General features: G+C 66.7%; 22 protein-coding genes and 1 tRNA gene. 9 read left to right on the top strand and 14 right to left on the bottom strand.

Going from position 1 to position 19,643, the window contains the following annotated elements; translation table 11 throughout:
* Positions 1-78: 78 nt before the first annotated feature.
* The 3 genes from tmk (at position 79) to CXZ05_RS11020 (ending at position 3,521) form a co-directional block, all read left to right on the top strand.
* Positions 79-744, top strand: a complete 666-nt coding sequence (gene tmk / locus CXZ05_RS11010; RefSeq protein ID WP_102972650.1) for a dTMP kinase — start codon at positions 79-81, stop codon at positions 742-744.
* Positions 741-1,883, top strand: a complete 1,143-nt coding sequence (locus CXZ05_RS11015; protein ID WP_102972651.1) for a DNA polymerase III subunit delta' — start codon at positions 741-743, stop codon at positions 1,881-1,883. Before tmk ends, CXZ05_RS11015 begins: the two co-directional genes overlap by 4 nt.
* Before the next feature lie 63 nt (positions 1,884-1,946).
* Positions 1,947-3,521, top strand: a complete 1,575-nt coding sequence (locus CXZ05_RS11020) for an alpha/beta hydrolase (protein WP_180987369.1) — start codon at positions 1,947-1,949, stop codon at positions 3,519-3,521.
* An 8-nt stretch (positions 3,522-3,529) separates the two neighbouring features.
* Here the strand turns inward: CXZ05_RS11020 and CXZ05_RS11025 are convergent, their stop codons facing one another.
* Positions 3,530-4,297 (bottom strand): HAD family hydrolase, encoded by a 768-nt coding sequence (locus tag CXZ05_RS11025; protein ID WP_102972653.1) that lies wholly within the window; start codon positions 4,295-4,297, stop codon positions 3,530-3,532.
* Between the two features lie 224 nt (positions 4,298-4,521).
* On the opposite strand from CXZ05_RS11025, the gene CXZ05_RS11030 reads away from it, so the two are divergent.
* A tRNA-Thr gene (locus CXZ05_RS11030) sits at positions 4,522-4,594 on the top strand.
* An 804-nt stretch (positions 4,595-5,398) separates the two neighbouring features.
* Here the strand turns inward: CXZ05_RS11030 and CXZ05_RS11040 are convergent.
* The 4 genes from CXZ05_RS11040 to CXZ05_RS11055 form a co-directional block, all read right to left on the bottom strand.
* Positions 5,399-6,397, bottom strand: a complete 999-nt coding sequence (locus tag CXZ05_RS11040) for a hypothetical protein (protein ID WP_258006544.1) — start codon at positions 6,395-6,397, stop codon at positions 5,399-5,401.
* Between the two features lie 13 nt (positions 6,398-6,410).
* Positions 6,411-6,884, bottom strand: coding sequence for an SRPBCC family protein (locus CXZ05_RS11045; RefSeq protein ID WP_102972656.1), 474 nt, complete (start codon positions 6,882-6,884; stop codon positions 6,411-6,413).
* A 130-nt stretch (positions 6,885-7,014) separates the two neighbouring features.
* Positions 7,015-7,254, bottom strand: coding sequence for a helix-turn-helix transcriptional regulator (locus CXZ05_RS11050; RefSeq protein WP_102972657.1), 240 nt, complete (start codon positions 7,252-7,254; stop codon positions 7,015-7,017).
* On the bottom strand, positions 7,254-7,841 hold the full coding sequence (locus CXZ05_RS11055; RefSeq protein WP_258006545.1) for a hypothetical protein: 588 nt from the start codon (positions 7,839-7,841) through the stop codon (positions 7,254-7,256). The genes CXZ05_RS11050 and CXZ05_RS11055 overlap by 1 nt, the downstream gene beginning before the upstream one ends.
* A 169-nt stretch (positions 7,842-8,010) precedes the next feature.
* Between CXZ05_RS11055 and CXZ05_RS11060 the strand changes: the two genes are divergently transcribed.
* Positions 8,011-8,190, top strand: a complete 180-nt coding sequence (locus tag CXZ05_RS11060) for a hypothetical protein (RefSeq protein WP_180987362.1) — start codon at positions 8,011-8,013, stop codon at positions 8,188-8,190.
* Between the two features lie 73 nt (positions 8,191-8,263).
* Positions 8,264-8,596 (top strand): GerW family sporulation protein, encoded by a 333-nt coding sequence (locus CXZ05_RS11065; protein ID WP_102972659.1) that lies wholly within the window; start codon positions 8,264-8,266, stop codon positions 8,594-8,596.
* Between the two features lie 28 nt (positions 8,597-8,624).
* On the opposite strand, the gene CXZ05_RS22845 is transcribed toward CXZ05_RS11065, so the two are convergent.
* Positions 8,625-8,819, bottom strand: coding sequence for a hypothetical protein (locus tag CXZ05_RS22845; protein ID WP_146033087.1), 195 nt, complete (start codon positions 8,817-8,819; stop codon positions 8,625-8,627).
* 179 nt (positions 8,820-8,998) lie between these two features.
* Complete coding sequence (locus tag CXZ05_RS11070) at positions 8,999-9,262, bottom strand: GlsB/YeaQ/YmgE family stress response membrane protein (RefSeq protein ID WP_003801204.1); 264 nt, start codon at positions 9,260-9,262, stop codon at positions 8,999-9,001.
* Positions 9,263-9,699: 437 nt separating this feature from the next.
* Here CXZ05_RS11070 and CXZ05_RS11075 point away from each other — a divergent pair, with 437 nt between their 5' ends.
* The 3 genes from CXZ05_RS11075 to CXZ05_RS11085 all read left to right on the top strand — a co-directional run bounded on the left by CXZ05_RS11075 (position 9,700) and on the right by CXZ05_RS11085 (position 11,333).
* Positions 9,700-9,945, top strand: a complete 246-nt coding sequence (locus CXZ05_RS11075; protein ID WP_102972660.1) for a hypothetical protein — start codon at positions 9,700-9,702, stop codon at positions 9,943-9,945.
* A gap of 92 nt (positions 9,946-10,037) precedes the next feature.
* Positions 10,038-11,114, top strand: a complete 1,077-nt coding sequence (locus tag CXZ05_RS11080; protein ID WP_102972802.1) for a hypothetical protein — start codon at positions 10,038-10,040, stop codon at positions 11,112-11,114.
* Between the two features lie 39 nt (positions 11,115-11,153).
* Positions 11,154-11,333, top strand: coding sequence for a hypothetical protein (locus CXZ05_RS11085; protein ID WP_102972661.1), 180 nt, complete (start codon positions 11,154-11,156; stop codon positions 11,331-11,333).
* Between the two features lie 114 nt (positions 11,334-11,447).
* Here the strand turns inward: CXZ05_RS11085 and CXZ05_RS11090 are convergent, their stop codons facing one another.
* From CXZ05_RS11090 to CXZ05_RS11120, 7 genes are all read right to left on the bottom strand, one after another.
* On the bottom strand, positions 11,448-12,293 hold the full coding sequence (locus CXZ05_RS11090; RefSeq protein WP_102972662.1) for an aldo/keto reductase: 846 nt from the start codon (positions 12,291-12,293) through the stop codon (positions 11,448-11,450).
* Positions 12,294-12,405: 112 nt separating this feature from the next.
* The gene (locus tag CXZ05_RS11095; protein WP_102972663.1) at positions 12,406-12,849 is read right to left on the bottom strand and encodes a hypothetical protein; all 444 of its coding nucleotides are present in this window, start codon (positions 12,847-12,849) and stop codon (positions 12,406-12,408) included.
* 6 nt (positions 12,850-12,855) lie between these two features.
* Positions 12,856-13,578, bottom strand: coding sequence for a bacterial proteasome activator family protein (locus CXZ05_RS11100; protein ID WP_258006546.1), 723 nt, complete (start codon positions 13,576-13,578; stop codon positions 12,856-12,858).
* A 38-nt stretch (positions 13,579-13,616) separates the two neighbouring features.
* Positions 13,617-14,081 (bottom strand): GNAT family N-acetyltransferase, encoded by a 465-nt coding sequence (locus CXZ05_RS11105; protein ID WP_146033088.1) that lies wholly within the window; start codon positions 14,079-14,081, stop codon positions 13,617-13,619.
* A 2-nt stretch (positions 14,082-14,083) separates the two neighbouring features.
* Positions 14,084-14,305, bottom strand: coding sequence for a YbdD/YjiX family protein (locus CXZ05_RS11110; protein ID WP_102972665.1), 222 nt, complete (start codon positions 14,303-14,305; stop codon positions 14,084-14,086).
* Entirely contained in the window at positions 14,305-16,605 is a 2,301-nt protein-coding gene (locus CXZ05_RS11115; protein ID WP_102972666.1) for a carbon starvation CstA family protein, read from the bottom strand. Before CXZ05_RS11115 ends, CXZ05_RS11110 begins: the two co-directional genes overlap by 1 nt.
* 214 nt (positions 16,606-16,819) lie before the next feature.
* Entirely contained in the window at positions 16,820-19,606 is a 2,787-nt protein-coding gene (locus CXZ05_RS11120; protein WP_258006547.1) for a hypothetical protein, read from the bottom strand.
* Between the last annotated feature and the right edge of the window lie 37 nt (positions 19,607-19,643).

A 19,643-nucleotide genomic window follows, 5' to 3' on the forward strand; every position in this document is an offset into this window, starting at 1 on the left:
GGGAAAGCGGCTGCTTCCGGCCGGATGCACAAGCGGGCGCCGGGCATTTTCGTCGGTGGAAATCGGTAGGCTGGATAAGTGAATACGCAGAGCTCCGGACTTTTCATCGCCTTCGAGGGCGGTGACGGTGCCGGCAAGTCAACCCAGGCTGCCCGGCTGGCCGGCTCGCTGGAATCGCGCGGCCTCACCGTGCTGCGCACCCGGGAACCCGGCGGGACGCCCATCGGCGAGAAGCTCCGTTCGCTGGTGCTGGACCACGGCCACGGCCACATCGACGCCCACACCGAAGCCCTGATCTTCGCCGCCTCCCGGGCAGCGCATGCCAGCCAGATCATCAGGCCGGCCCTGGCCCGCGGCGAGGTGGTGCTCACGGACCGCTACATCGACTCCTCGGTGGCATACCAGGGCGCCGGCCGCGGCCTTGGCACGGACGCCGTGCGGAGCGTCAATGAGTGGGCCACAGCCGGTCTGCAGCCGGACCTGACGGTACTCCTGGATGTCCACCCGGCCGAGGGCCGCAGCCGCCGCACCGCCGGGGATGCTGCCGAGGACCGGCTGGAATCGGAGGCCGACGAATTCCACGCCCGGATCCGCCGGGCGTTCCTGGACCTCGCCGCGGTCAGGCCGGATAGCTACCTGGTGCTGGAGGCAGGACAGCCCGTCGAGGACATCGCTGGACTGATCCTGGCGCGCGTCGAGCAGCTCCTCGCACGAACCGGCGCCGACCGGCAGGGACGGCCATGACCGTCTGGGACGACCTGCAGGGCCAGCCTGCCGTCGTCGCCCAGCTGCGGCAGGCCGCCATGGGTGAGGGCCTCACGCACGCCTGGCTGTTCACCGGGCCTCCGGGCTCCGGCCGTTCCAATGCGGCCAAGGCCTTCGCCGCGGCACTGAACTGCGACCAGGACGACGTCACCATGCGCGGCTGCGGCACCTGCCCGGCGTGCAGGACGATCCTCGGAGAGACGCACGCCGACGTCGTTTTTGTCCGCACCGAAAACGTGACCATCACCATTAAGGAAGCCCGGGAACTCGTTTCGACCGCCGGCAACCGTCCGTCCTCGGCCCGCTGGCGGATCATCGTGGTGGAGGACGCGGACCGTATGACAGAACGCACCACCAACGTGCTGCTCAAGGCCATCGAGGAGCCCACCCCCCGCACCATCTGGATGCTGTGCGCCCCCTCGCCCGCGGACGTCCTGGTGACCATCCGCTCGAGGTGCCGGGCAGTGGCGCTGCGGCTTCCGCCCGCCGCAGACGTGGCGGCCCTGCTGGTGAAGCGCGACGGCGTGGACCTGGCCCTTGCTGAGCGGGCGGCGCGGGCGGCCCAGAGCCACGTGGGCATTGCCCGCCGTTTGGCCCGGGACAGCGAGGCCCGGGAACGGCGCCTGGAGACCGTCCGGTTCCCGCTGGGCCTGCGCGGCATTACGGCCGCCGTGATGATGGCTGATAAACTTGTGAAGATCGCCACCGAGGAGGCCACCAGCTCCAATGAGGAGCGCGACGCCGCCGAGAAGGCCGCCCTGCTGGCAACGCTGGGTGCCCCCGAGACCGGGACCCTGCCGCCTGCCATGCGCAGCCAGGTGAAGCAGCTCGAAGACGATCAAAAGAGGCGGGCAAAGCGTTCCATCACCGATTCACTCGACCGGACGCTGACTGACCTTCTCTCGTTCTACCGGGACGTTCTGATCATCCAACTGGGGAACGCCGTCGAACTCGTGAACGTTGAACTCAGGAGCGAGCTGGAGGAGTTTGCGCAACGGTCCGGGCCCGAAGTGACACTCGCCCGGATGGACGCCATCAACAACGCCCGCAAGCGCATCACCACCACCAACGTCGCACCCCTGTTGGCCGTGGAGTCAATGGCCGCGAGCCTGATCTAAGCCACGCACCGCCCGCCCTCTGACTGACCAAGCTGACGCCGCCTACAAGGAGAACACCGCATGATGTCTGCACCGCCCCTGTCCTCGCGACCCCGGACCCTCGCGGCCGGGATGCGGGCGGCCGGCGCCATGGCGCTGGCCCTGCTGCTGGCCTCGTGCAGTGCCCTTGGCCTGTCCAAGGACGAGTCCTCCCAGGGCGGCTCCACCGGGCAGGCCGACCCCTCGATAGCGGCGGCCGCGCCCGAAGGGCTGAAGGACTTCTACTCCCAGACGATTGTCTGGAAGCCCTGCGAGGACAAGCTGCAGTGCGCCAAGGTCAAGGTGCCGGTGGACTACGCGAACCCGGACAGCGACACCATTGAACTCGCTGCCGTGAAGATCGCCAGCACCGGGAACAAGAAGCAGGGCAGCCTGCTGGTCAACCCCGGCGGACCGGGCGCATCCGGCTACGACTTCGTCAGGGACGCCGGCAACAGTAATTTCTCCGAGGCGGTGCGCGCCAACTACGACCTCATCGGTTTCGATCCCCGCGGCGTAAAGCGCTCGGCACCCGTCACCTGCCTCACCGACAAGGAACGGGATGAGGCACGGGCAAAGGTCTACACGCCGGAAACCGACGCCGGACTGGCAGTGCTCCGCGCCGATAACAAGGCCATCGCCGCCAAGTGCGCTGAGCAAACGGGCGCGGTGCTTGGCCACATTGACACTGTCAGCGCGGCCAAGGACATGGACGTCCTCCGCGCCGTACTCAACGACTCCAAACTCAACTACATGGGTTTTTCGTACGGCACTTTCCTGGGCTCCACCTACGCGTCGCTCTTCCCGGACAATGTCGGGCGCATGGTCCTCGACGGCGCCATCGATCCGTCCCTCAGCGCTGAGGAGCTGACTCTGGGCCAGGCCCGGGCCTTCGAGAAGGCGCTGCGCGCCTACGTGGAACATTGCCTCGGGGAGGAGGGGTGCCCCCTGAGCGGAACGGCCGACGACGGCCTCCAGCAGATCCGCGACCTCATCAACTCCGTGATCCAGACTCCGCGTACGGCCAAGGACGGCCGGCTGGTGGCCGGCAATGCCTTCGTCAGCGGCATCGTCGTTCCGCTGTACGCCAACGAAAGCTGGCCAGCTCTGACGCAGGCACTGGACGCGGCCATGAAGGGTGACGTCAGCCCCATGCTTCGCCTGGCCGACCTGGGCTCGAACCGGTCCCCCAATGGCAAATACACGTCCAACACGGCTCTTGCCTTCGGCGCCATCAACTGCCTGGACTACCCCACGAGCAGCGATCCCGCGGCCATGCGTGCCGAGGAGCAGCGTCTTCGTAAGGCCTCCCCCACGCTGGGCTACTTCTTTGCCTACGGCGGGGCGAACTGCGCGGACTGGCCGTACAAGAACGTCCGGACCCCCTCCGCCGTCAAGTACAGCGGCTCCGCACCGATCGTCGTCGTAGGTACCACTGGCGACCCGGCAACGCCGGTGGAGTGGGCGAGCGAACTGCGGAAGCAGCTGGGCAACGCGTCTCTTCTCACCTTCAAGGGTGAGGGCCACACCGCCTATGGCCGGTCCAACACCTGCATCACCAGCGCCGTGGACAAGTACCTCGTGGACGGCAAGGAGCCGGCGGACAACACCGTCTGCTGACCCGAGCCTCAGAGCCGGGAAGCGCGCCGCTCCAGGAGTGCGGGGAAATCCTTGATCGAGGGCACGACGTCGGTGGCACCGGCGCCGCGAAGCGCCGCCTCGGAGTGCGACCCGGTCAGCACGCCGGCAGCCACGGAAGCCCCGGCGCGCAGGCCGCAATGGATGTCCGCGGCGGAGTGCCCCACCACGGCGACCTTCCGGACGTCGTCAATGTCGAGGGCCAGGACCGCTGTCAGCACCATGTCCGGGAACGGCCTGCCTCTGCCGGCGTCCGCGGGGCACAGGCTGAGGTCCGCCACGCCCATCCAGCCCAGCGATTCGAGCACCATGTTTTGCGTGTGGCGCCCGAAGCCGGTAGCCAGGCAGACCTTGATGCCGGCGTCCCGGAGCCAGCCGATGGTGTCCTCGGCCCCCGGGACGGCCCGGACTCCGGTGTCGGCGATGAGTTCGTCGCAGTTCAGCTCGAAGCCCCTGTTGGCGCTTGCGGCCGCTTGGGGGTCGTCGAACAGTTCGGCGAAAACCGTCATGCGGGAGATGCCGGAACGCTGCCGCGCGTAGTGCAGCATGTCTTCAAAACGGGCAGAGCCGGCCGGGACTCCCTGCTCCACCAGTGTGCGGGACATCGCGCGGTCCATGAGCCCGCCGTCGTACACGGTTGTTCCCACCATGGCCAGCACCGCCAGGCGGACGGGCTGGCCATGGTCCGCCGCGTCCGCGTCCGCCGAAAGGGCTGTGCGTACTGCGCTGCCCGTTGAGATTGCGCTGTCTGGTGCCATGGTCGAGCTCCTTTGCCGCTGGTGCGCAGGCATGTTGCGCCACACTGTCGGATCCAGCATCCCCGACGTTGCTGTGGGTGGCTTGAACCGGATCCAACGGCGGAATGAACGTCCTGCCAACGTCAATCGCAGCCCGCGGGTCGCTCATTTTGACCCGGACACGGGGACTCTATTACAGTTGTCTCTTGCATGAACCGGCCGGTTTCCCGGCTGATTGGTGCGGTGCTTCCTTAGCTCAGTCGGTAGAGCGTTTCACTCGTAATGAAAAGGTCATCAGTTCGATTCTGATAGGAAGCTCGGGAAGAACCCCGTATTGTCGCTCGTTCGGCGGCGGTACGGGGTTTTTTGCTGGTTTCGCCCGGAGGTGCCGATAGGTCCCGGGCACACTTTGACCTGGATTGAGCAAAAGCGGTGCGCCCGCGTCAGCTGGGCGCCGGGTGCGCATCGACGCGTTCTCAAGGCTCTCCCCGAGTACCGGGCGGCGGGAAAACGGCGGCAGCAGCTCCTGCCCGGCGGCTTCAGCTGATCCGTCCGGCCGCTTTTCCGAAGCCTCACTGAATTCGGGGAGTGCTCGCGTCATGGGACCCTCGGCCGAGGGGTTTTTCAGGAACCATTCGGGTGATGAACCATGTGCCGGAACCATGTGCCGGGTTTGTAGCTCCAGGAGTAGTTCCGGCCCTCCCAAGCGGCTCCGGGGGGGGCAGCTCCCAACCCTACGCCGACCATGATCCACCCAGGCAAAGCCAGCCCGGGCCAGGTTTCTTGAGCCAATATTGATGGGTTTTCGGGGAGGCCTTGAGTCAGCGAAGGCAGAGTGTTCGTTACCGGCACGGAAGACCGGTCATACGAAGTCCGCAGGCGGCCCCTCCCGCGCCAACAAATAACCCACACACGTCCCCTCCGTCGTCTGGCCCCAGAACCGCGGCGGAGGGGGCCCCTCCGTAAGGCAGCACGCCATGACAGCAGCAGCAACGCCGGCGTGCAAGGTACCCGGCAAGGCGGTCCCCGTCAAAAGCCAGCCGCGGCTGGTGCCGCACGGGGACATCGACTTCACCTCCCGGAGCTGCGGGAAGCCGTCGCGGACTGCCGGCGCCTTGACGACTAGGTGGGCGCGCACGCCGCCGTCACAAAGTCGTAGATCTGCCCACGCAGCGCCGTGCCGGCTGCGATCTTCAATTGCCCCTCGCGTTCTCCCACACTCACGTGAAGGGGCAGCAGCGTGCCCACCTTGTCTTCGGCGATGGCATGCGGATCGCAGCGGGCAGGCCGGATCCGCAGGTGCAGTTCAGAGCGCGGGGCGCCCTGCACGATGCGGACGTTCCGCGGCCACGGCTCGTCCGCCGGCGCGGCAATCAGGGTGGTCCCGTCGATGCTCGCGATGGTCATCGGCCCTTTGGCCGTGCCCGCACCGTCCGCTTCCTTCGGAGTGATGACCAGCCGGACGACGGCGGTGCGGGAGTCCGGCGCAACCTCAAGTCTGCGGTCCAGGACGATGTCCGCCACGGCGGCCGCCTCCGCCGCCAGGCACAGCTCCATGTTGTTCCGCTCCAGGACCCCGAAGGGGTCGACGGCGACGGGGGCCACCTCCTGCACTCCGCCCTGCCCGGGTTCCGAATATCGCACGGTGGCGACCGGCTGCTGAATGGTTGATTTATGCGACGATGACTGCTGCGCGGTCGATTGGCCCCGGCCGCAGACCGGAGCCGGCAGCCTGGCTGGAAGGCTCTTGGGCTGGCCGGGAGGCAGCTCGAGGCTTCCGCCTGTTGGCTCCCACAGGATGTCCCCGTGGAACAGTGGCGACGCCAATTGCGCCGCGGCCACCGTCAGGGGGCCGCCGGATACGTTGGTGAGCAGGAGCTGGATGGCCTGCTTCCCGTACTGGTCTCGTGACTGGTTCACCTCCACCGTTATCGGCAGCGGTCCAGCAGACTCCAGTGGCTCGGGCGCGGTGCAGCCCGCGAGCGGAGGGACCGCCGTCGACATGGCAACCGCCGCCAGAACAGTCAGCCAGCGGCGTCCGCGCGCAGGCGACTTCTGCGCAGCGAAGCCCTGCGCGGAAGGGCACGGGCCGTGGACCTGTTGTTCACGCAACGGGTCCACGGCGCGAGGTTTTCTAGAACTGCCCGGTGGGACCGCTGTCCTGGACTTCGCCGCGCCAGCCACCGGTTTCCGCGCCGCGTAACTCGATGAAGTCCTTGAATTTCCGCATGTCGGCCTTGACCTGCATGTCGTCAATCTTTAGAGCCGCACCTGCTTTCTCCGTGACGGTTTCCGGCGCCCATTCGAAGTGGACCTTCACCTTCGTGTGATTGGCATCCAAGGGCGTGAACCTGATGATGCCGGCATGGGACTTGCCGTCGGTGCTGCGCCAGGCGATCCGATCATCAGGCTCCTGGTCAACTATCTCCGTATCAAATTCCCGCTTCACACCGCCGACCTTCGTGACCCAGTGATTGGTGGTGTTGCTCAGCTGGGTTACGGATTCCACGCCGGACATGAACTGCGGAAATGATTCGAACTGCGTCCACTGGTTGTAGGCCGTATGGACCGGAACTGCGACATCAACGGTCTCTTCAACAGTTTCCATCTGCTTCCTCCTGTCATAACGGGCGGCCCGATTTCGGGCCCGCGGCAGCCGCCATCATCCTCCACAGCAACCGCCACCTGAACGGTAGGTCCGGCGGCTTCCTGTGTCCAGACCCCGCAGGTGATTGGGATCAGGGACTGCCGGCTGCGCTGCCGGCGGTGACCAGGAGGTCCCCGACCTGGCACTCCAGGACGTCACAGATGGCCACCAGGGTGGAGAACCTGATCGCCCTTGCCCTGTCGTTTTTCAGCACCGACAGGTTTACCAGGCTGACGCCGACCCGCTTGCTCAGTTCGGTCAGGGTCATCCCGCGGTCTGCCAGCAGCTCGTCGAGCCGGCAATGGATTCCTGAGGTTTCGTCCGCCGGCATCAGACCAAGCCCTCGGTGTCCTTCTGCAGTTTGCGGCCAAACTCGAAGACCCCGGCGACAAGAAGCAAGGCGATGCCCAGGACCAGGGGACCGACATTGAAGTCGAAAGAGAAGAGGTAGTACTCCCCCGGCGGGCGCCCGTTCACTCCGATCAGGTCTGCCAGCCGGCTCCGCGCAATGGAATCGAGAATCTGCCCCACCGTCCCGGCCAGTGCGAGGACAAATCCCCCGGCACCAAGGAGCCACCCAGAACCACGCGTGAAAAGAATTTCACTCCGGAGCCGGTAGGCCAGCAGGCAGATCAGCGCCAGAACCGCAAGAATGCCGAGTTGGTTCAGGGCCCCGGCCCAAGCCAGCAGTGCGGCCGGGCCGGAAGGAATCACCGGGATGGTCGCATCAAGGGCGGTGTAGTGCCCGGTGGCGCCCACCGACAATCCGGACGCGGCTTGGTGCGTCGTGGCCACTGGAAGCGTGAGCGTCACCGGACCGGCAGCGGAAGCGACGATGCCCGACACCGTGAGCGCCGTCGTCGTGACTGCTGCCGCTGCCGACGCAATCATCAGAAAAAGCGCATCTGTTCTGGACACGATCGTTTTCCGGGTTGAAGCCGAAACGGCGCGCTTGGTAACTTTCATCAATCCCCCAGTTATCGAAACCCGTTAATAACGACAATCGATAACCTAGGGCTTGGCGAGGCCGGAGTCAATGCTCCGCCGGGACGGCCGGGTGATCCGTCGTCGACGGGCTCCTGCGGCTTTGGACGATCTGATTGGCGGGGAAAACCATACGGTGGGCTTCCAGCGGGTGCACGCGCAACGCAACGGGGCGGCCATCGACCAACGCACCGTCATCGTCTTCGCGCTCAAGGACGGGAAAGTCAGCGAGGTATATGAATTCCCGGAGGACACCGCCAAGGCCGCCGAATTCTGGTCCTGAGGATTTGGCAGCACTGTCCGGTGGCCGCCAGCGTACCCGGGTCTTTTTGTGGACGGTCACCTAAAGTGGGGCCATGACAGATGCGATGAAGTCCCTCACTGAATCCTTCAAGAATGTGGGTGTGTCCAGGGCCTACGGGGAGCCGGTCCGGCTCGACGGGAAGGAACTCGTTCCCGTTGCACTGGTCTCCTTCGGCTTTGGCGGCGGCACCGAAAGCGGCGACCCGGAGACAGCGGGCTCCGGCGGCGGAGGAGGCGGCTTCGTCTTCCCCCTGGGCGTTTATACCCACGACGACGGCGGCCGGCTGGCTTTCCGCCCAAATCCCCTGTCACTGACCGCCTGCCTGGTGCCGCTGGTCTGTGCGGTCGGTTTTGCGCTGCGCGGCGCACTCCGGGCGCGGCGGTAGCCTCCCCAAGCTTTCGACCGGGAAGCCGCTACGCGACGTCGTCGGCGATGTTCCGGTCCGACAGGTGGGCCAGCAGAGCTTTTTCCGGATTACCAGGGTTCTCTTCGAGGTGGCGCAACAGGCTGCCGCGCACGTCGGCGCCTGTGGCGACACCCGAAAGCACATCAATAATGACGTCCATGACCTGACGGCGTATCGTCCAATCCTCCGAAGCGTACGTCATGCCCACCTCCCATCCGGCCGCGAGCCCTTTCCCCCGACTGTTCTTTCGACCGATACTGCTCTCTCAAGCGATATCGTCGCTTCCAGCGTCCCCGCTTGGCCGCGGGGAAGCTGGAACCAGTGGGGCCGGCCCTCGCTTGGGCCGACCCCACTTGCAGATCGTGGTGCTACGGAATCAGATCAGACCCGGCTTCTGCGTGTCACGGCGCCGTAGATCAGCAACACAATGACGGCCCCGAGGATGGACAACAGCCAGGTCCGGAGGTCGAAGAAGTCACCCAGGCCACCACCAAAGATCAGCGAACCGATCCAGCCGCCAAGGATGGCCCCGACAACGCCCAAGACGAGGGTGACTATCCAGCCGCCGCCCTGCCTCCCGGGAAGAATGGCTTTTGCAATGGCCCCCGCAATCAGACCGAGCAGGAGAAATCCAAGAATTCCCATGATGCACTTTCCTTTCCACCAGACAGGTACCGCGGGTGTGGCACCAGCTATAGAGATGAGTTAATCAGCATGCTTAGTAGCTGGCAAGCATCCGTTGCCCTCACCCCGAAAATTCTCTTGCCAGGCCTGCGGCGCCGGTGCTATAAAAATCGGTATCAGCCAGCATCGGAAACTGAGGTCAAGGAGGGGGTACCCGGCAGCACGTCAACACCTCATGGACCGGGACGGGATACCGGTACACGCAAAAGCTGCTTATTGGGCGGCGAGCTATGAGAGAACGCCACAGCGCATAGTGTGCAGGTGCAGCATCATCAGCGTGCGGATCCTCTTCCCGCAAAGTGGTCCCCGGCTGCAGGAGCAGCCGGGGACCACATCACCCTAGCTGCAGAGTGAAATGCAGCATCCGGAATTACTGAGCTGGTTGTGGTGGGATTCCTGTGGACCAGGCGACAATCGTCAGCTATGCCCTCGGCTATATCGGCGTCGCTATAGCCGTTTTTCTTATGGTCTTGCCGGCGCTCGCTGTTTTCAGCCTCCTTCTTCTGGGGGTCGGCGCCGCGCAAGTGCTCCTTCTACTCATCAATGCACTGGCCGTTGGCCTCTACAAAGCTGCGCTCAGGATGTATCACTACCTGCTGGGCAGGTGGCAGAGCGGCCATGGCGGCAGGCTGGCCGCCCACTAGAGCGGAACCGCGCCCGGCCGAAGTGCGTCCCGCGAACTGCGGCCACGTGAGGGCATGCTGAAACCTGCGTGCCGAAACATATGATGGCTTTCATGGAGGAGGAACTGCAGCGCGCCGCCCAGGCCCTGTATGCGCTTCCCTTCGACGACTTCATCGCCGCCCGCACTGCGGCCGCCAAGGATGCCGCCGCATCCAGCAAGCCCCTTGCCCAGGCGATCCGAACCTTGCCGAAACCATCCGTGGCCGCTTGGACCGTCAACGTGCTGGCGCACCATCGCCCCGACGCCATTCAGCAGCTCAGGACTCTCGGACAGACCATGCAGGAAGCCCAGGCTTCACTCGATGCCGCAGCACTGAGGGAACTCGCCAAGGAACGGCGGAAGCTCCTCGGCACCGCTGTGGGTGAAGCACGGCTCGCCGCTGAGAAGCAGGGCCGGAAGATCAGCGGTCCCGTGGCCACCGAAGTGGAAGAAACACTGCGGGCCGCCACGGCGGATCTGGCGGCTGCCGCCGCCGTCGAAAGCGGGCTGCTGCTCCGCGGGCTGTCCGCCGACGGCGTAGACCAGGTTAATGTCACTGACGCCGTGGCGGTTCCGTCCGCCCTCGGCAAGCTGCCGCCGCGGCCGCTCCCGTCGCAGAGGCCCAGCGGAGCACAGCGCCCGGAAGGCGGAACACAGTCTTCAGCCGGTGGAGCACAGCGCCCGATCGGCGCGGGACCGAAAAGCCGTCGGGAGGAATCCTCCGCCACGACGGCTCCGGCCGGCCGGCGGACACGAACACAGCCGCTAAAGGCCGGCGCCGAAGAGCACGAACAGCCGCGGCTCCGGGCCGTCCGCAGCACTCCCCGACCTGTTCCGCCGTCCCTGCTGGAGAAGGCGCAGGCAGCACTGGCGGAAGCGGAGGATGCGGCCGCCGATGCCGCCAGCGAGGCCGCACGCCGCGCCCAGGCCCAGGAGGACGCCGCGGCAGCCTTCGTCCAGCTCACCGCGGACGTCAACGAGGCACGGCAGCGGCTCCGGGCCCTGGAACTCTCGCTCGATGCCGCGCGCAAACAACGCGAGGCCGCTGCCGCTGAGGCAAAGCAGTACGCCCGGGCGGCGGAGAAAAGCGAGCGGTCGGCCGTCCTGGCCAGGGAACGTGTGCTTCGTCTCCGCAACACACCGGACTGAACTGCCAAAAATGTCAGACCCCGGTTGCACCATGGAACCATGGAAATTAATCAGGAATTCCACGTAACTTACTTCGACGCCGACTGCGGCCGGATCCGCACCGAGGTCTTCGACACCATGGCGGCGGCAGAGCTTTTCGCCAGCCGCAGCATCACCGGCGAGGACAGCTGGGCCGTCGTCGATGCCGTCCCGGTCCAGCAGGAACAGCTCGCCGCCTGACGCCGGCTAAGCCTCGCCAGCCAAGCCTGAACAACCGAGTCCGCTCAACACGGAGAGGCGCCGCCCGTCCGCTTAGGCGAAGGTGGCGGCGCCTCTCCGTGGGCAGCCTGGGAATTAGGCGAAGTCAGAGACGGCCGGGTCGGGGCCGATCCTGCCGCTTCCTTCCGCGGTGCGGTCCAGCCCGTTGATGGCTGCAACGTCCTCGGTGTACAGCGTGACGTTCAGGGCGTCAAAGTTCTCACGGATCCTGGATTCGGTGACGGACTTGGGGATGACGACGTTCCCGATAGCGAGGTGCCATGCGATGACCACCTGCGCGGGGGTGGCATTGTGCTTCTGTGCAATGTCCGCAATGACCGTGTCCTCCAGCAGTTCACCGCCCTGGCCCAGCGGCGACCAGGCTTGGGTCAGGATGCCTTGGGACGCATTGAATTCCCGCAGTTCCGACTGGCTGAAGTACGGGTGTAGTTCCACCTGGTTGATGGCCGGAACCACGCCGGTCTCGTCGATGATCCGCTGCAGACCTTCAACAGTGAAGTTGGAGACGCCGATGGACTTGACCTTGCCGCGCTTCTGAAGTTCGATCAGCGCCTTCCAGGTGTCCACGTACTTGTCCTGCTTGGGCTGGAGCCAGTGGATCAGGTACAGGTCCAGTGTTTCAAGGCCCAGCCGCTCCAGGGACTCCTCGAACGCGGCAAGCGTTGATTCGTACCCCTGGTCGGCGTTCCACAGCTTGGTGGTGATGAAGATTTCCTCCGGCGACAGCCCGGAGCTGGCGATTGCCCGGCCGACACCGGATTCGTTGCCGTAGATCTTGGCGGTGTCGATGTGGCGGAACCCGGCCTGGAACGCCTGGAAGACAACCTTCTCGGCTACGTCGTCTTCAACCTGCCACACCCCGTAGCCCAACTGGGGAATGGTGTTGCCGTCATTGAATGTCAGTGTTGGTGAAGAAGTCATTTGTCCATCCTGCCAACAATCAAACCGGGAGGGCACGGAATATGACAAAGCTAAGCTAGCCGCGTAACAGGCCGTCGCGGGGAATATTTCGGCGGCAGGCGAATACCGTCCGTCAGGACTCCGTCAGGAGCCGCTCGGCGTCGGCCACCTGCTCAACCACAGTTTCCGCCCGGCGCCAGACGGAGGCCGCGCCAACGGGCACGGGTCCCACGGCGAGCCGGAGCATGGCGGCTGCCTCGGCGGTGGCGGCCAGCGAATTGCCCGCCTTGGACAGCGAGCGGTGGACACCGGACAGGGCGTGCGGGATATCCAGACCGTCGCTGGGTGACCGCCGCTGCGCCTCAACGCAGATCTCCCGGACGCGGCCGGAGAGGCCCGCCAGCTGGTTGGCGATCTCGACCAGCTCGCCATAGAGCTGGTCGTCCTCCACGCCCTCGAGCACTTGGTGGTACCGGTCAAGGCCGCGGTGGAACCGGTCATGGGCACGGCGCCACAGGCCCTTGCCAAGTTCGGCGTCGTCTTTCCGCCCTTGCCGGGCGGCGGTGAAAAATCCCAAAGAGGCCTACAAATACTGGCCGGGGCCGTGGTCGGGGTCTTCCTTCCGGCCCGGATGCAGAGGGTCCGCGCCGGGCTGGGGCGCGGTTGCACGCTGCGGCTCGCCGTTTTCACCAATGACGATGCCGGGGGCAATGACGGTTCCTGGCGGAAGCTGCCGGAGCTGCATCTGGGCCATCGTGTGTTCCCGGGCTGCGTGCTGGGCGGCGATGGCCGTCTGGATGCCATGGAACAGGCCTTCCAGCCAGCCCACCAGCTGGGCTTGGGCGATCCGCAGTTCGGCGTCCGACGGCGTGCCGTTCTCCGGGAAGGGCAGGCTGATCCGTTCCAGCTCCTGCACCAGTTCCGGCGCCAGGCCGTCCTCAAGCTCCTTGATGGAGCGTTCGTGGATCTCCGCGAGGCGGCCCCGTGCGGCGTCGTCCAGGGGCGCCGACTTCACCTCTTCCAGCAGTTGCCGGATCATGGTGCCGATCCGCATCACCTTGGCAGGCTCATCCACGAGGTCCTGCAGGCTGGCATGCTTGGGCTTACCGGCGTCGGCGGGACGCTCGGGAGCCCCCGCATCCAGGGTGGTGCCCTCCACCGGCTCCTCGTCCTCCTGCGGCACAAAAGACGGCACGGAAGGCTCCGCTGCCTGCTGATCTGCGGGCTGAACGCCAGGCTCGCCGGGCTGGACGGCGGCCTGCGGACCGGCGGCCTGGGTGGGTTGAGTGTCTTCGGGATCGCTCATGCGTTCATACTCTCACGGGCCCGGAATGCGGAGTCCAGTCAATGAAGCTCCTTGACCAGGATTTCGCCTTCGTCCGTAGCGAAACCGCACTTGCGGTAAAAACCGACGGCGTACGTGTTGGCCGGAACCCACACTTCCGCCACGCCATTGCGCCTCATCCAGGCCTCCATCTCCGCGACAAGCGCCCGCCCGATGCCCCGGCGGCGCCACTCTGCATGGGTTCCCATCTCCATCAGCAGCAGCTCCGCCCAGGGGCCGGGCGTCCGGCGCCGCTGGATGCAGCAGTGCAGAAATCCCACCGCCTGTCCCCCGGCCTCCGCCAGCCAGAAGAGAACCGAGGGGTCAGCGAGGAAGGCCCTGGCGCCGTCGGGGTTTAATTCCCCCGACGGCGCGGTGCCCGGATCCTCGTCAAAGAGGTTGTCCGTGGCGGCAAGCGCGATGAGCGCGCCGGCATCCGCCGGCCCGATTCTGCGGACGGCGAATCCAGCCGGCGGAACTGGCATGCTCAGCAGCACCTGCCCTGGGGGTTGGTGTCCTGGCGGTCAGTCCGGTCCCGCCAGAACGCGCGTTCGTCCAGGGGCGGCGTGCCGTGGCCGGCCGCCGCATGGTGCTGCAGGTACTTCCGGTATGCGTCGGCGCCCATGACGCCCTGCAGGTACCGCGCGAAGCCGCGGAAGGCCCCCGCCACCGGATGAAGCAGGCGGGCCGCTCCGGGTGCAGCACTCATCAGTGGTGCCCTGCCCGCTCTATACGCATCTCCGCGGGCAGCTTGTTCCATTCCGCCATGAGCTCGCGTTCGGCGGGAGTGGGGATCAGCCCGGCGGGGGCGTACACACGGGAGGGATGTGGGCGGTCCTCGTTATTGACGTTAGGGGTCCCTGCCGTCGTGTTCCTGAAGGCCTTCAGGGTGGCCGCCACAGCGGTGATGATGACGATGATGCTCAGGACCACGAAGATGATGGACAGCCAGCCCTGGATCATGGTGTTGCGGACCACCGCCTCCATGGCCGCGGCGGTCTTGGCCGTGCCGAAGGAGGTCTTCCCGTCGGCCAGGGCCTTGCTGAAGGCGCCGTTGTTGGCGAAGTACCCCACCGCCGGGACGGAGGAGAAGATCTTGTGGATGCTGGCCGTGACGGTGACGACGGCGGTGAAGGCCAGCGGCACGGCGACGATCCACAAGTACTTGAAGGAGCCGCGCTTGGCCGCGATGGCCATGCACACCGCCAGCGCGATGGCGGCCAGCAGCTGGTTGGCGATGCCGAACAGCGGGAACAGGGTGTTGATGCCGCCGAGCGGGTCGGTGACGCCCATCAGCAGCACTGCGCCCCAGGCGCCCACCATGATGGCCGTGCAGAGCCACGCGCCGGGACGCCAGGACGCCTCCTTGAACCTCGGGGCAAAGTTCCCGATCGAATCCTGCAGCATGAACCGCGCAACGCGCGTTCCGGCGTCGACCGCGGTGAGGATGAACAGGGCCTCGAACATGATGGCGAAGTGGTACCAGAAAGCCATCATGCCGGTGCCGCCGATGAACTGCTGCATGATGTGGGCCAGGCCCACGGCCAGCGTTGGCGCACCGCCGGAGCGCGAGACGATGCTTTCCTCGCCCACGTTCGACGCGGTCTGGGCCAGGACGTCAGGGGTGATGTTGACGCCGGCCAGGCCGAGTCCGTTGACCCACTGCGCCGCCGTCTCGACGGTTCCTCCGGTCAGGGCCGCGGGGGCGTTCATGGCGAAGTAGATCCCGCGGTCAATCGAAATGGCCGCGACCAGCGCCATGATGGCAACGAAGGATTCCATCAGCATGCCGCCGTAGCCGATGAAGCGGGTCTGCCGCTCCTTCTCGATGAGCTTCGGCGTGGTGCCGGAGGAAATCAGGGCGTGGAAGCCGGACAGCGCGCCGCAGGCGATGGTGACGAACAGGAACGGGAACAGCGAGCCGGAGAAGACCGGCCCGTTCTCGCGGCCCGCGAACTCGCTGAAGGCGGGAACGGTGATTTCGGGGCGCACCACGATGATGGCCAGGGCCAGCATCGCGATCACGCCGATCTTCATGAAGGTCGAGAGGTAGTCCCGGGGTGCAAGCAGGAGCCACACCGGAAGAATGGCCGCAATGAAGCCGTAGACGATGAGGCCCCACGCGATGGTGACTTTGTCCAGGTGGAAGAACGCCGCGCCCCATTCCGTGCCGGCCACCGCGCCGCCGCCGATGATGGCGGCCATGAGCAGCACGAAGCCGATGATGGAAACCTCCATGACCTTGCCCGGACGCAGGTACCTCAGGTACACGCCCATGAAGAGCGCGATCGGGATGGTCATGCCCACCGAGAAGACGCCCCAGGGGCTCTCCCCCAGGGCATTGACGACGACGAGCGCCAGGATCGCGACGATGATCACCATGATCAGCAGCGTGGCCACGAGGGCGGCGGTGCCGCCGATGACGCCGAGCTCCTCACGCGCCATCTGGCCGAGGGAACGGCCGCCGCGGCGCATGGAGAAGAACATGACCAGGTAGTCCTGGACGGCGCCTGCGAGGACGACGCCGAGAATGATCCAGATGGTGCCGGGGAGGTACCCCATCTGGGCGGCGATGACGGGCCCCACGAGCGGACCCGCTCCGGCGATGGCGGCGAAGTGGTGCCCGAAGAGGACATTGCGGTCCGTGCGGACGTAGTCTTTGCCGTCAGCCTTGTACTCGGCCGGCGTGGCACGGCGGTCGTCCGGTTTGAGCAGATAGCGCTCGATGACCTTCGAATAGAAGCGGTAGCCGATCAGGTAGGTGCACACCGAGGCGAACACGAACCAGATGGCGTTGACGGTTTCGCCCCTGACGATGGCCAGCATGAACCAGGCCACGCCGCCCAGGAGTGCGATGGCTACCCACGTGGCGATCTTCGCAGGGGTCCATCTGCGCTCCTCGGCGTCGCGGACCGCGTCATCCAGCGACGTCGGCGGCAGCGACCCGTTGGGCGCGGGATTGAGTTCCCCGTCCGCCGTTCGGATCCCGTCCTCAGGCATGGTGCCCATGTCTCCTCCTTGAGATTCCCAGTTGGCACGGAGTGTGCCACCGGCACCCTACCAACGGGTAGGGCTGCAACCGCGGCCATTTGCGGAGCGCTGCCGGAGGAATCGCCGAGCGGTCGCGACGCCGCGGCGAGCGGACGGCGCCGGCCCGTACCGCCGTCGTCCGCTCCAGCCGTCGTCCGCTCCAAGGGTCCAGTGCGGCTGTCAGGAGCGGGTGTCAGGTGCCGACGCTTCGCCGGGACACGGGCAGGCGGGCACGCGCGAAGACCCACGCCAGTGCGCTGCCGGTCAGCGGCACGGCAACGAGCAGGGCCAGCAAGGGCAGCCACGGGACGACGGACTGTGCGAACATCCGGGTGGCCCCAATGAGCAGGACTGCGGGCACCACCCCGGCGGCCACTCCCAGCGAGGTGCCGAGGGACGCTGTCATGAGCGACTGCGCACCTGCCAGAGCTTTCCGCAGCCGCGGCGGCGCCCCGACTCCTGCGAGCGTTATGTGGTCTGCCCGGGCATCGGCGAGCGCCAGGCCCGTGGTGATGCCGGCGGCGCTGAGCGTGATGAGGGCACTGGTGCCGACGATCAGCCACAACAGTTCGGACCCGGCACGGTCGGCGCCCGGCTCAACGTAGAAACCCATGGCCTGGATCCGGTAAATCTGGGCCAGCGCCGCCGACGCCCTGTCCTGCTCGGCGGCTTCCGGGTAGGCGGACAGCTGGGCGAGCAGCACGGAGTTGTCGAAGTGGATGCCCAGCTTGGACGCGGTGCCCGGAGGGATGACGCCGTAGAACGGGACCGGCACGTCCGGGGCGTCCACGACGGCGGGCAGGGCTGTGTTGCTCAGGGGCTTGTAATCAACGGCTGAACCGGGACCGGGGATGGAGTGGCGCACGTCGTAGGACTGGAGAGTGGTCACCCCGTCCTTTTCGAAGACCGGGTTGCTGACCACCATTCCGCCGCTGTTCAATGCGGCCACCGCGGCCGGGCTCGGTTCCCGGCCCAGCAGGGACCGTAGCTCGCCGACGCCGCCAACCACCAGCTGCGGAAGCTGGCCTGAGACGCCGGCAGGGAACATCGATCCGTTGCAGCGCCAGTCCTGCCCGTCCAGGACTCGGCCTTGCGGCGTGGCAGGGCATTCCTGGCCCGCCGGCACGGCGAGCTTGTATTGCCGGCAGTCCACACCGTCCTTCTTGGCGGGAGGGGGTCCGTCGGCCGACACGCGCATGTCGCACTTGCTCGTCACCGGTCCTTGCAGGACCTGCGTCCACTGCACGGTGCTGAGCTCCCGCCGCAGCGCCGCGGCCACCGCAGCCGGGTCGATGGCCTGGTCGGGACCCGTTCCTGCGGCGTTGACCGGTGCCGTTTCCAACGGCAGCGAGACCTGGTCTTCCTGCGCAGCCCACATGTGGGTGCGCTTCGCTTCCTCCGTCTGGCTTGCCGAGAGGACCATCGCGGCGCTGGCCAGCGTCGCGGCAGCGAGGACCGCGGCCACGGCCGGCACAGTGCGGCTCCGGTTCCTGGCCGAGTCACGGGCGGCCATCCGCAGCGGGAGCGGCATCCACGCGGTACGTGCAGTCAGGACTTTCACGAGCGTCCCGGTGAGCACAACGAGGGCTGCGACGCCCAGGACTGCGCCGCCGGTGAGCAGGCCCGCAACCAGCGGGATCCGTGCGGCGCGGGCATCCAGGTCCCCGGTCAGCCCCAGCGTGTGCCCCGCCACCAGGCAGGTGATGGCCAGAACCAGCAGTCCGCCGCCCACCCGAGCCGGCCAGGGCCCCGAAACAGCCGGTGCGCGGCCGGACTGCAATGCGCCGAGCACCGCCTGCTGTGCAACCTGCCGGGCCGGAACCACCGCGGCCAGGAAACATGCCAGCAGGCCCATGGCCATGGCCGCCACAGCGGGCAGGACGTCCAGGTGGAAGCCCGGAAACCGGACGGAGCCCAGATGCCTGGCTATGCCCACCACCGCGGCGGCCCCGCCGGCCCCCAGCACGGCACCGGCAACTACCGCGATAGTCCCAAGCCACAGCCCCGCGGCGGTCACCACCGCCCGCACTGTGGGTGCTTCCGCACCGCTGGCGGCAAGCAGCGTGAGTTCGCGGACTTGGCGCTTGGCGCCCACCGCAAACGCTGCCCCGGCCAGGAGCCCCACTTCGAGCAGGGCAAGTGCCGCGATCAGCACGGCGGCAACGTAGCCGGCGGCGGGCATGGTCCCGGGGCCCCCGGCAGCGCCCGACGGGACCGGCGGGTCAAGTGCCACGGCGCGGGAAAGCACAGCGATGCCGGACCTGTTCAGGTCACGGATCTGGTCCCACGTCACGGGTTTTGAACCGGCGAGGTAGTACATCGTTTCGCCGAGCGGACTCCCCTCGGCGGGCTGGCTGCCCATCGCTGCCTGGCCAGGCCTGAGGAACAGGATGGGGTTGCCGTCCGAGTAGGTGGCGTCCCGGACGGTGCCGACAACGGCGAAGGTGCCGTCCGCCGTCGTCAGCCTGTCCCCGAGGCGGATCCCGAAGCGTTCCAGCGCTCCGGGCGAGACTAAAATTTCGTCACCGGCGGCGGCCCGGCCCTCCAGAAGTGTGTATTTTCCGGCGAAGGCGGGATTCAGGGCGTCGACGGCTATGGCCATCACCGGGACATCGGACGCGCCACCACCGGACGCAGCCGCCCGGACCGTGAGCGTCAGCTGCGTTTCGGTCAGGACTTCGTAGCCGGCCAGTATGGCGTCCCGCGGATTCCGCGGTTTGAAGTCCGGATCGACGGTGAAATTCCGCGTCATGGTAGCCGTCTCAAACACAGGATCCTGCACGGTCTCGGCGTTGGAGGCGGGCATGCTGCGGAACCTCGCCTGCGTGCTGCCCAGCTGGTACTGCACCCGTTCCGCAGGTGTCTCCTGCATGCTTTGAGCCAGGGCCGCGGCGCCGGTCATGCCGGCCACGGGCAGCAGGATCAGCAGGATGATCAGCAGCGAGCGGCCGCGGTGCCTGCTGATGTCCCGCCGTGCCATCCGGAGGGCCAGACGGAAACTGTGCCACCGGCCGTGG

It is taken from the genome of Arthrobacter sp. AFG20, assembly GCF_002892795.1.
Lineage (GTDB): Bacteria > Actinomycetota > Actinomycetes > Actinomycetales > Micrococcaceae > Arthrobacter.

Excerpts from the sequence above, each read along its gene's own strand:
- CXZ05_RS11015 (WP_102972651.1), top strand. The coding sequence starts at position 741 with ATGACCGTCTGGGACGACCTGCAGGGCCAGCCTGCCGTCGTCGCCCAG.
- CXZ05_RS11020 (WP_180987369.1), top strand. The coding sequence starts at position 1,947 with ATGTCTGCACCGCCCCTGTCCTCGCGACCCCGGACCCTCGCGGCCGGG.
- CXZ05_RS11025 (WP_102972653.1), bottom strand. The coding sequence starts at position 4,297 with ATGGCACCAGACAGCGCAATCTCAACGGGCAGCGCAGTACGCACAGCC.
- CXZ05_RS11045 (WP_102972656.1), bottom strand. The coding sequence starts at position 6,884 with ATGGAAACTGTTGAAGAGACCGTTGATGTCGCAGTTCCGGTCCATACG.
- CXZ05_RS11050 (WP_102972657.1), bottom strand. The coding sequence starts at position 7,254 with ATGCCGGCGGACGAAACCTCAGGAATCCATTGCCGGCTCGACGAGCTG.
- CXZ05_RS11065 (WP_102972659.1), top strand. The coding sequence starts at position 8,264 with ATGACAGATGCGATGAAGTCCCTCACTGAATCCTTCAAGAATGTGGGT.
- CXZ05_RS22845 (WP_146033087.1), bottom strand. The coding sequence starts at position 8,819 with ATGACGTACGCTTCGGAGGATTGGACGATACGCCGTCAGGTCATGGAC.
- CXZ05_RS11070 (WP_003801204.1), bottom strand. The coding sequence starts at position 9,262 with ATGGGAATTCTTGGATTTCTCCTGCTCGGTCTGATTGCGGGGGCCATT.
- CXZ05_RS11080 (WP_102972802.1), top strand. The coding sequence starts at position 10,038 with ATGGAGGAGGAACTGCAGCGCGCCGCCCAGGCCCTGTATGCGCTTCCC.
- CXZ05_RS11085 (WP_102972661.1), top strand. The coding sequence starts at position 11,154 with ATGGAAATTAATCAGGAATTCCACGTAACTTACTTCGACGCCGACTGC.
- CXZ05_RS11090 (WP_102972662.1), bottom strand. The coding sequence starts at position 12,293 with ATGACTTCTTCACCAACACTGACATTCAATGACGGCAACACCATTCCC.
- CXZ05_RS11100 (WP_258006546.1), bottom strand. The coding sequence starts at position 13,578 with ATGAGCGATCCCGAAGACACTCAACCCACCCAGGCCGCCGGTCCGCAG.
- CXZ05_RS11105 (WP_146033088.1), bottom strand. The coding sequence starts at position 14,081 with ATGCCAGTTCCGCCGGCTGGATTCGCCGTCCGCAGAATCGGGCCGGCG.
- CXZ05_RS11110 (WP_102972665.1), bottom strand. The coding sequence starts at position 14,305 with ATGAGTGCTGCACCCGGAGCGGCCCGCCTGCTTCATCCGGTGGCGGGG.
- CXZ05_RS11115 (WP_102972666.1), bottom strand. The coding sequence starts at position 16,605 with ATGGGCACCATGCCTGAGGACGGGATCCGAACGGCGGACGGGGAACTC.
- CXZ05_RS11120 (WP_258006547.1), bottom strand. The coding sequence starts at position 19,606 with ATGGCACGGCGGGACATCAGCAGGCACCGCGGCCGCTCGCTGCTGATC.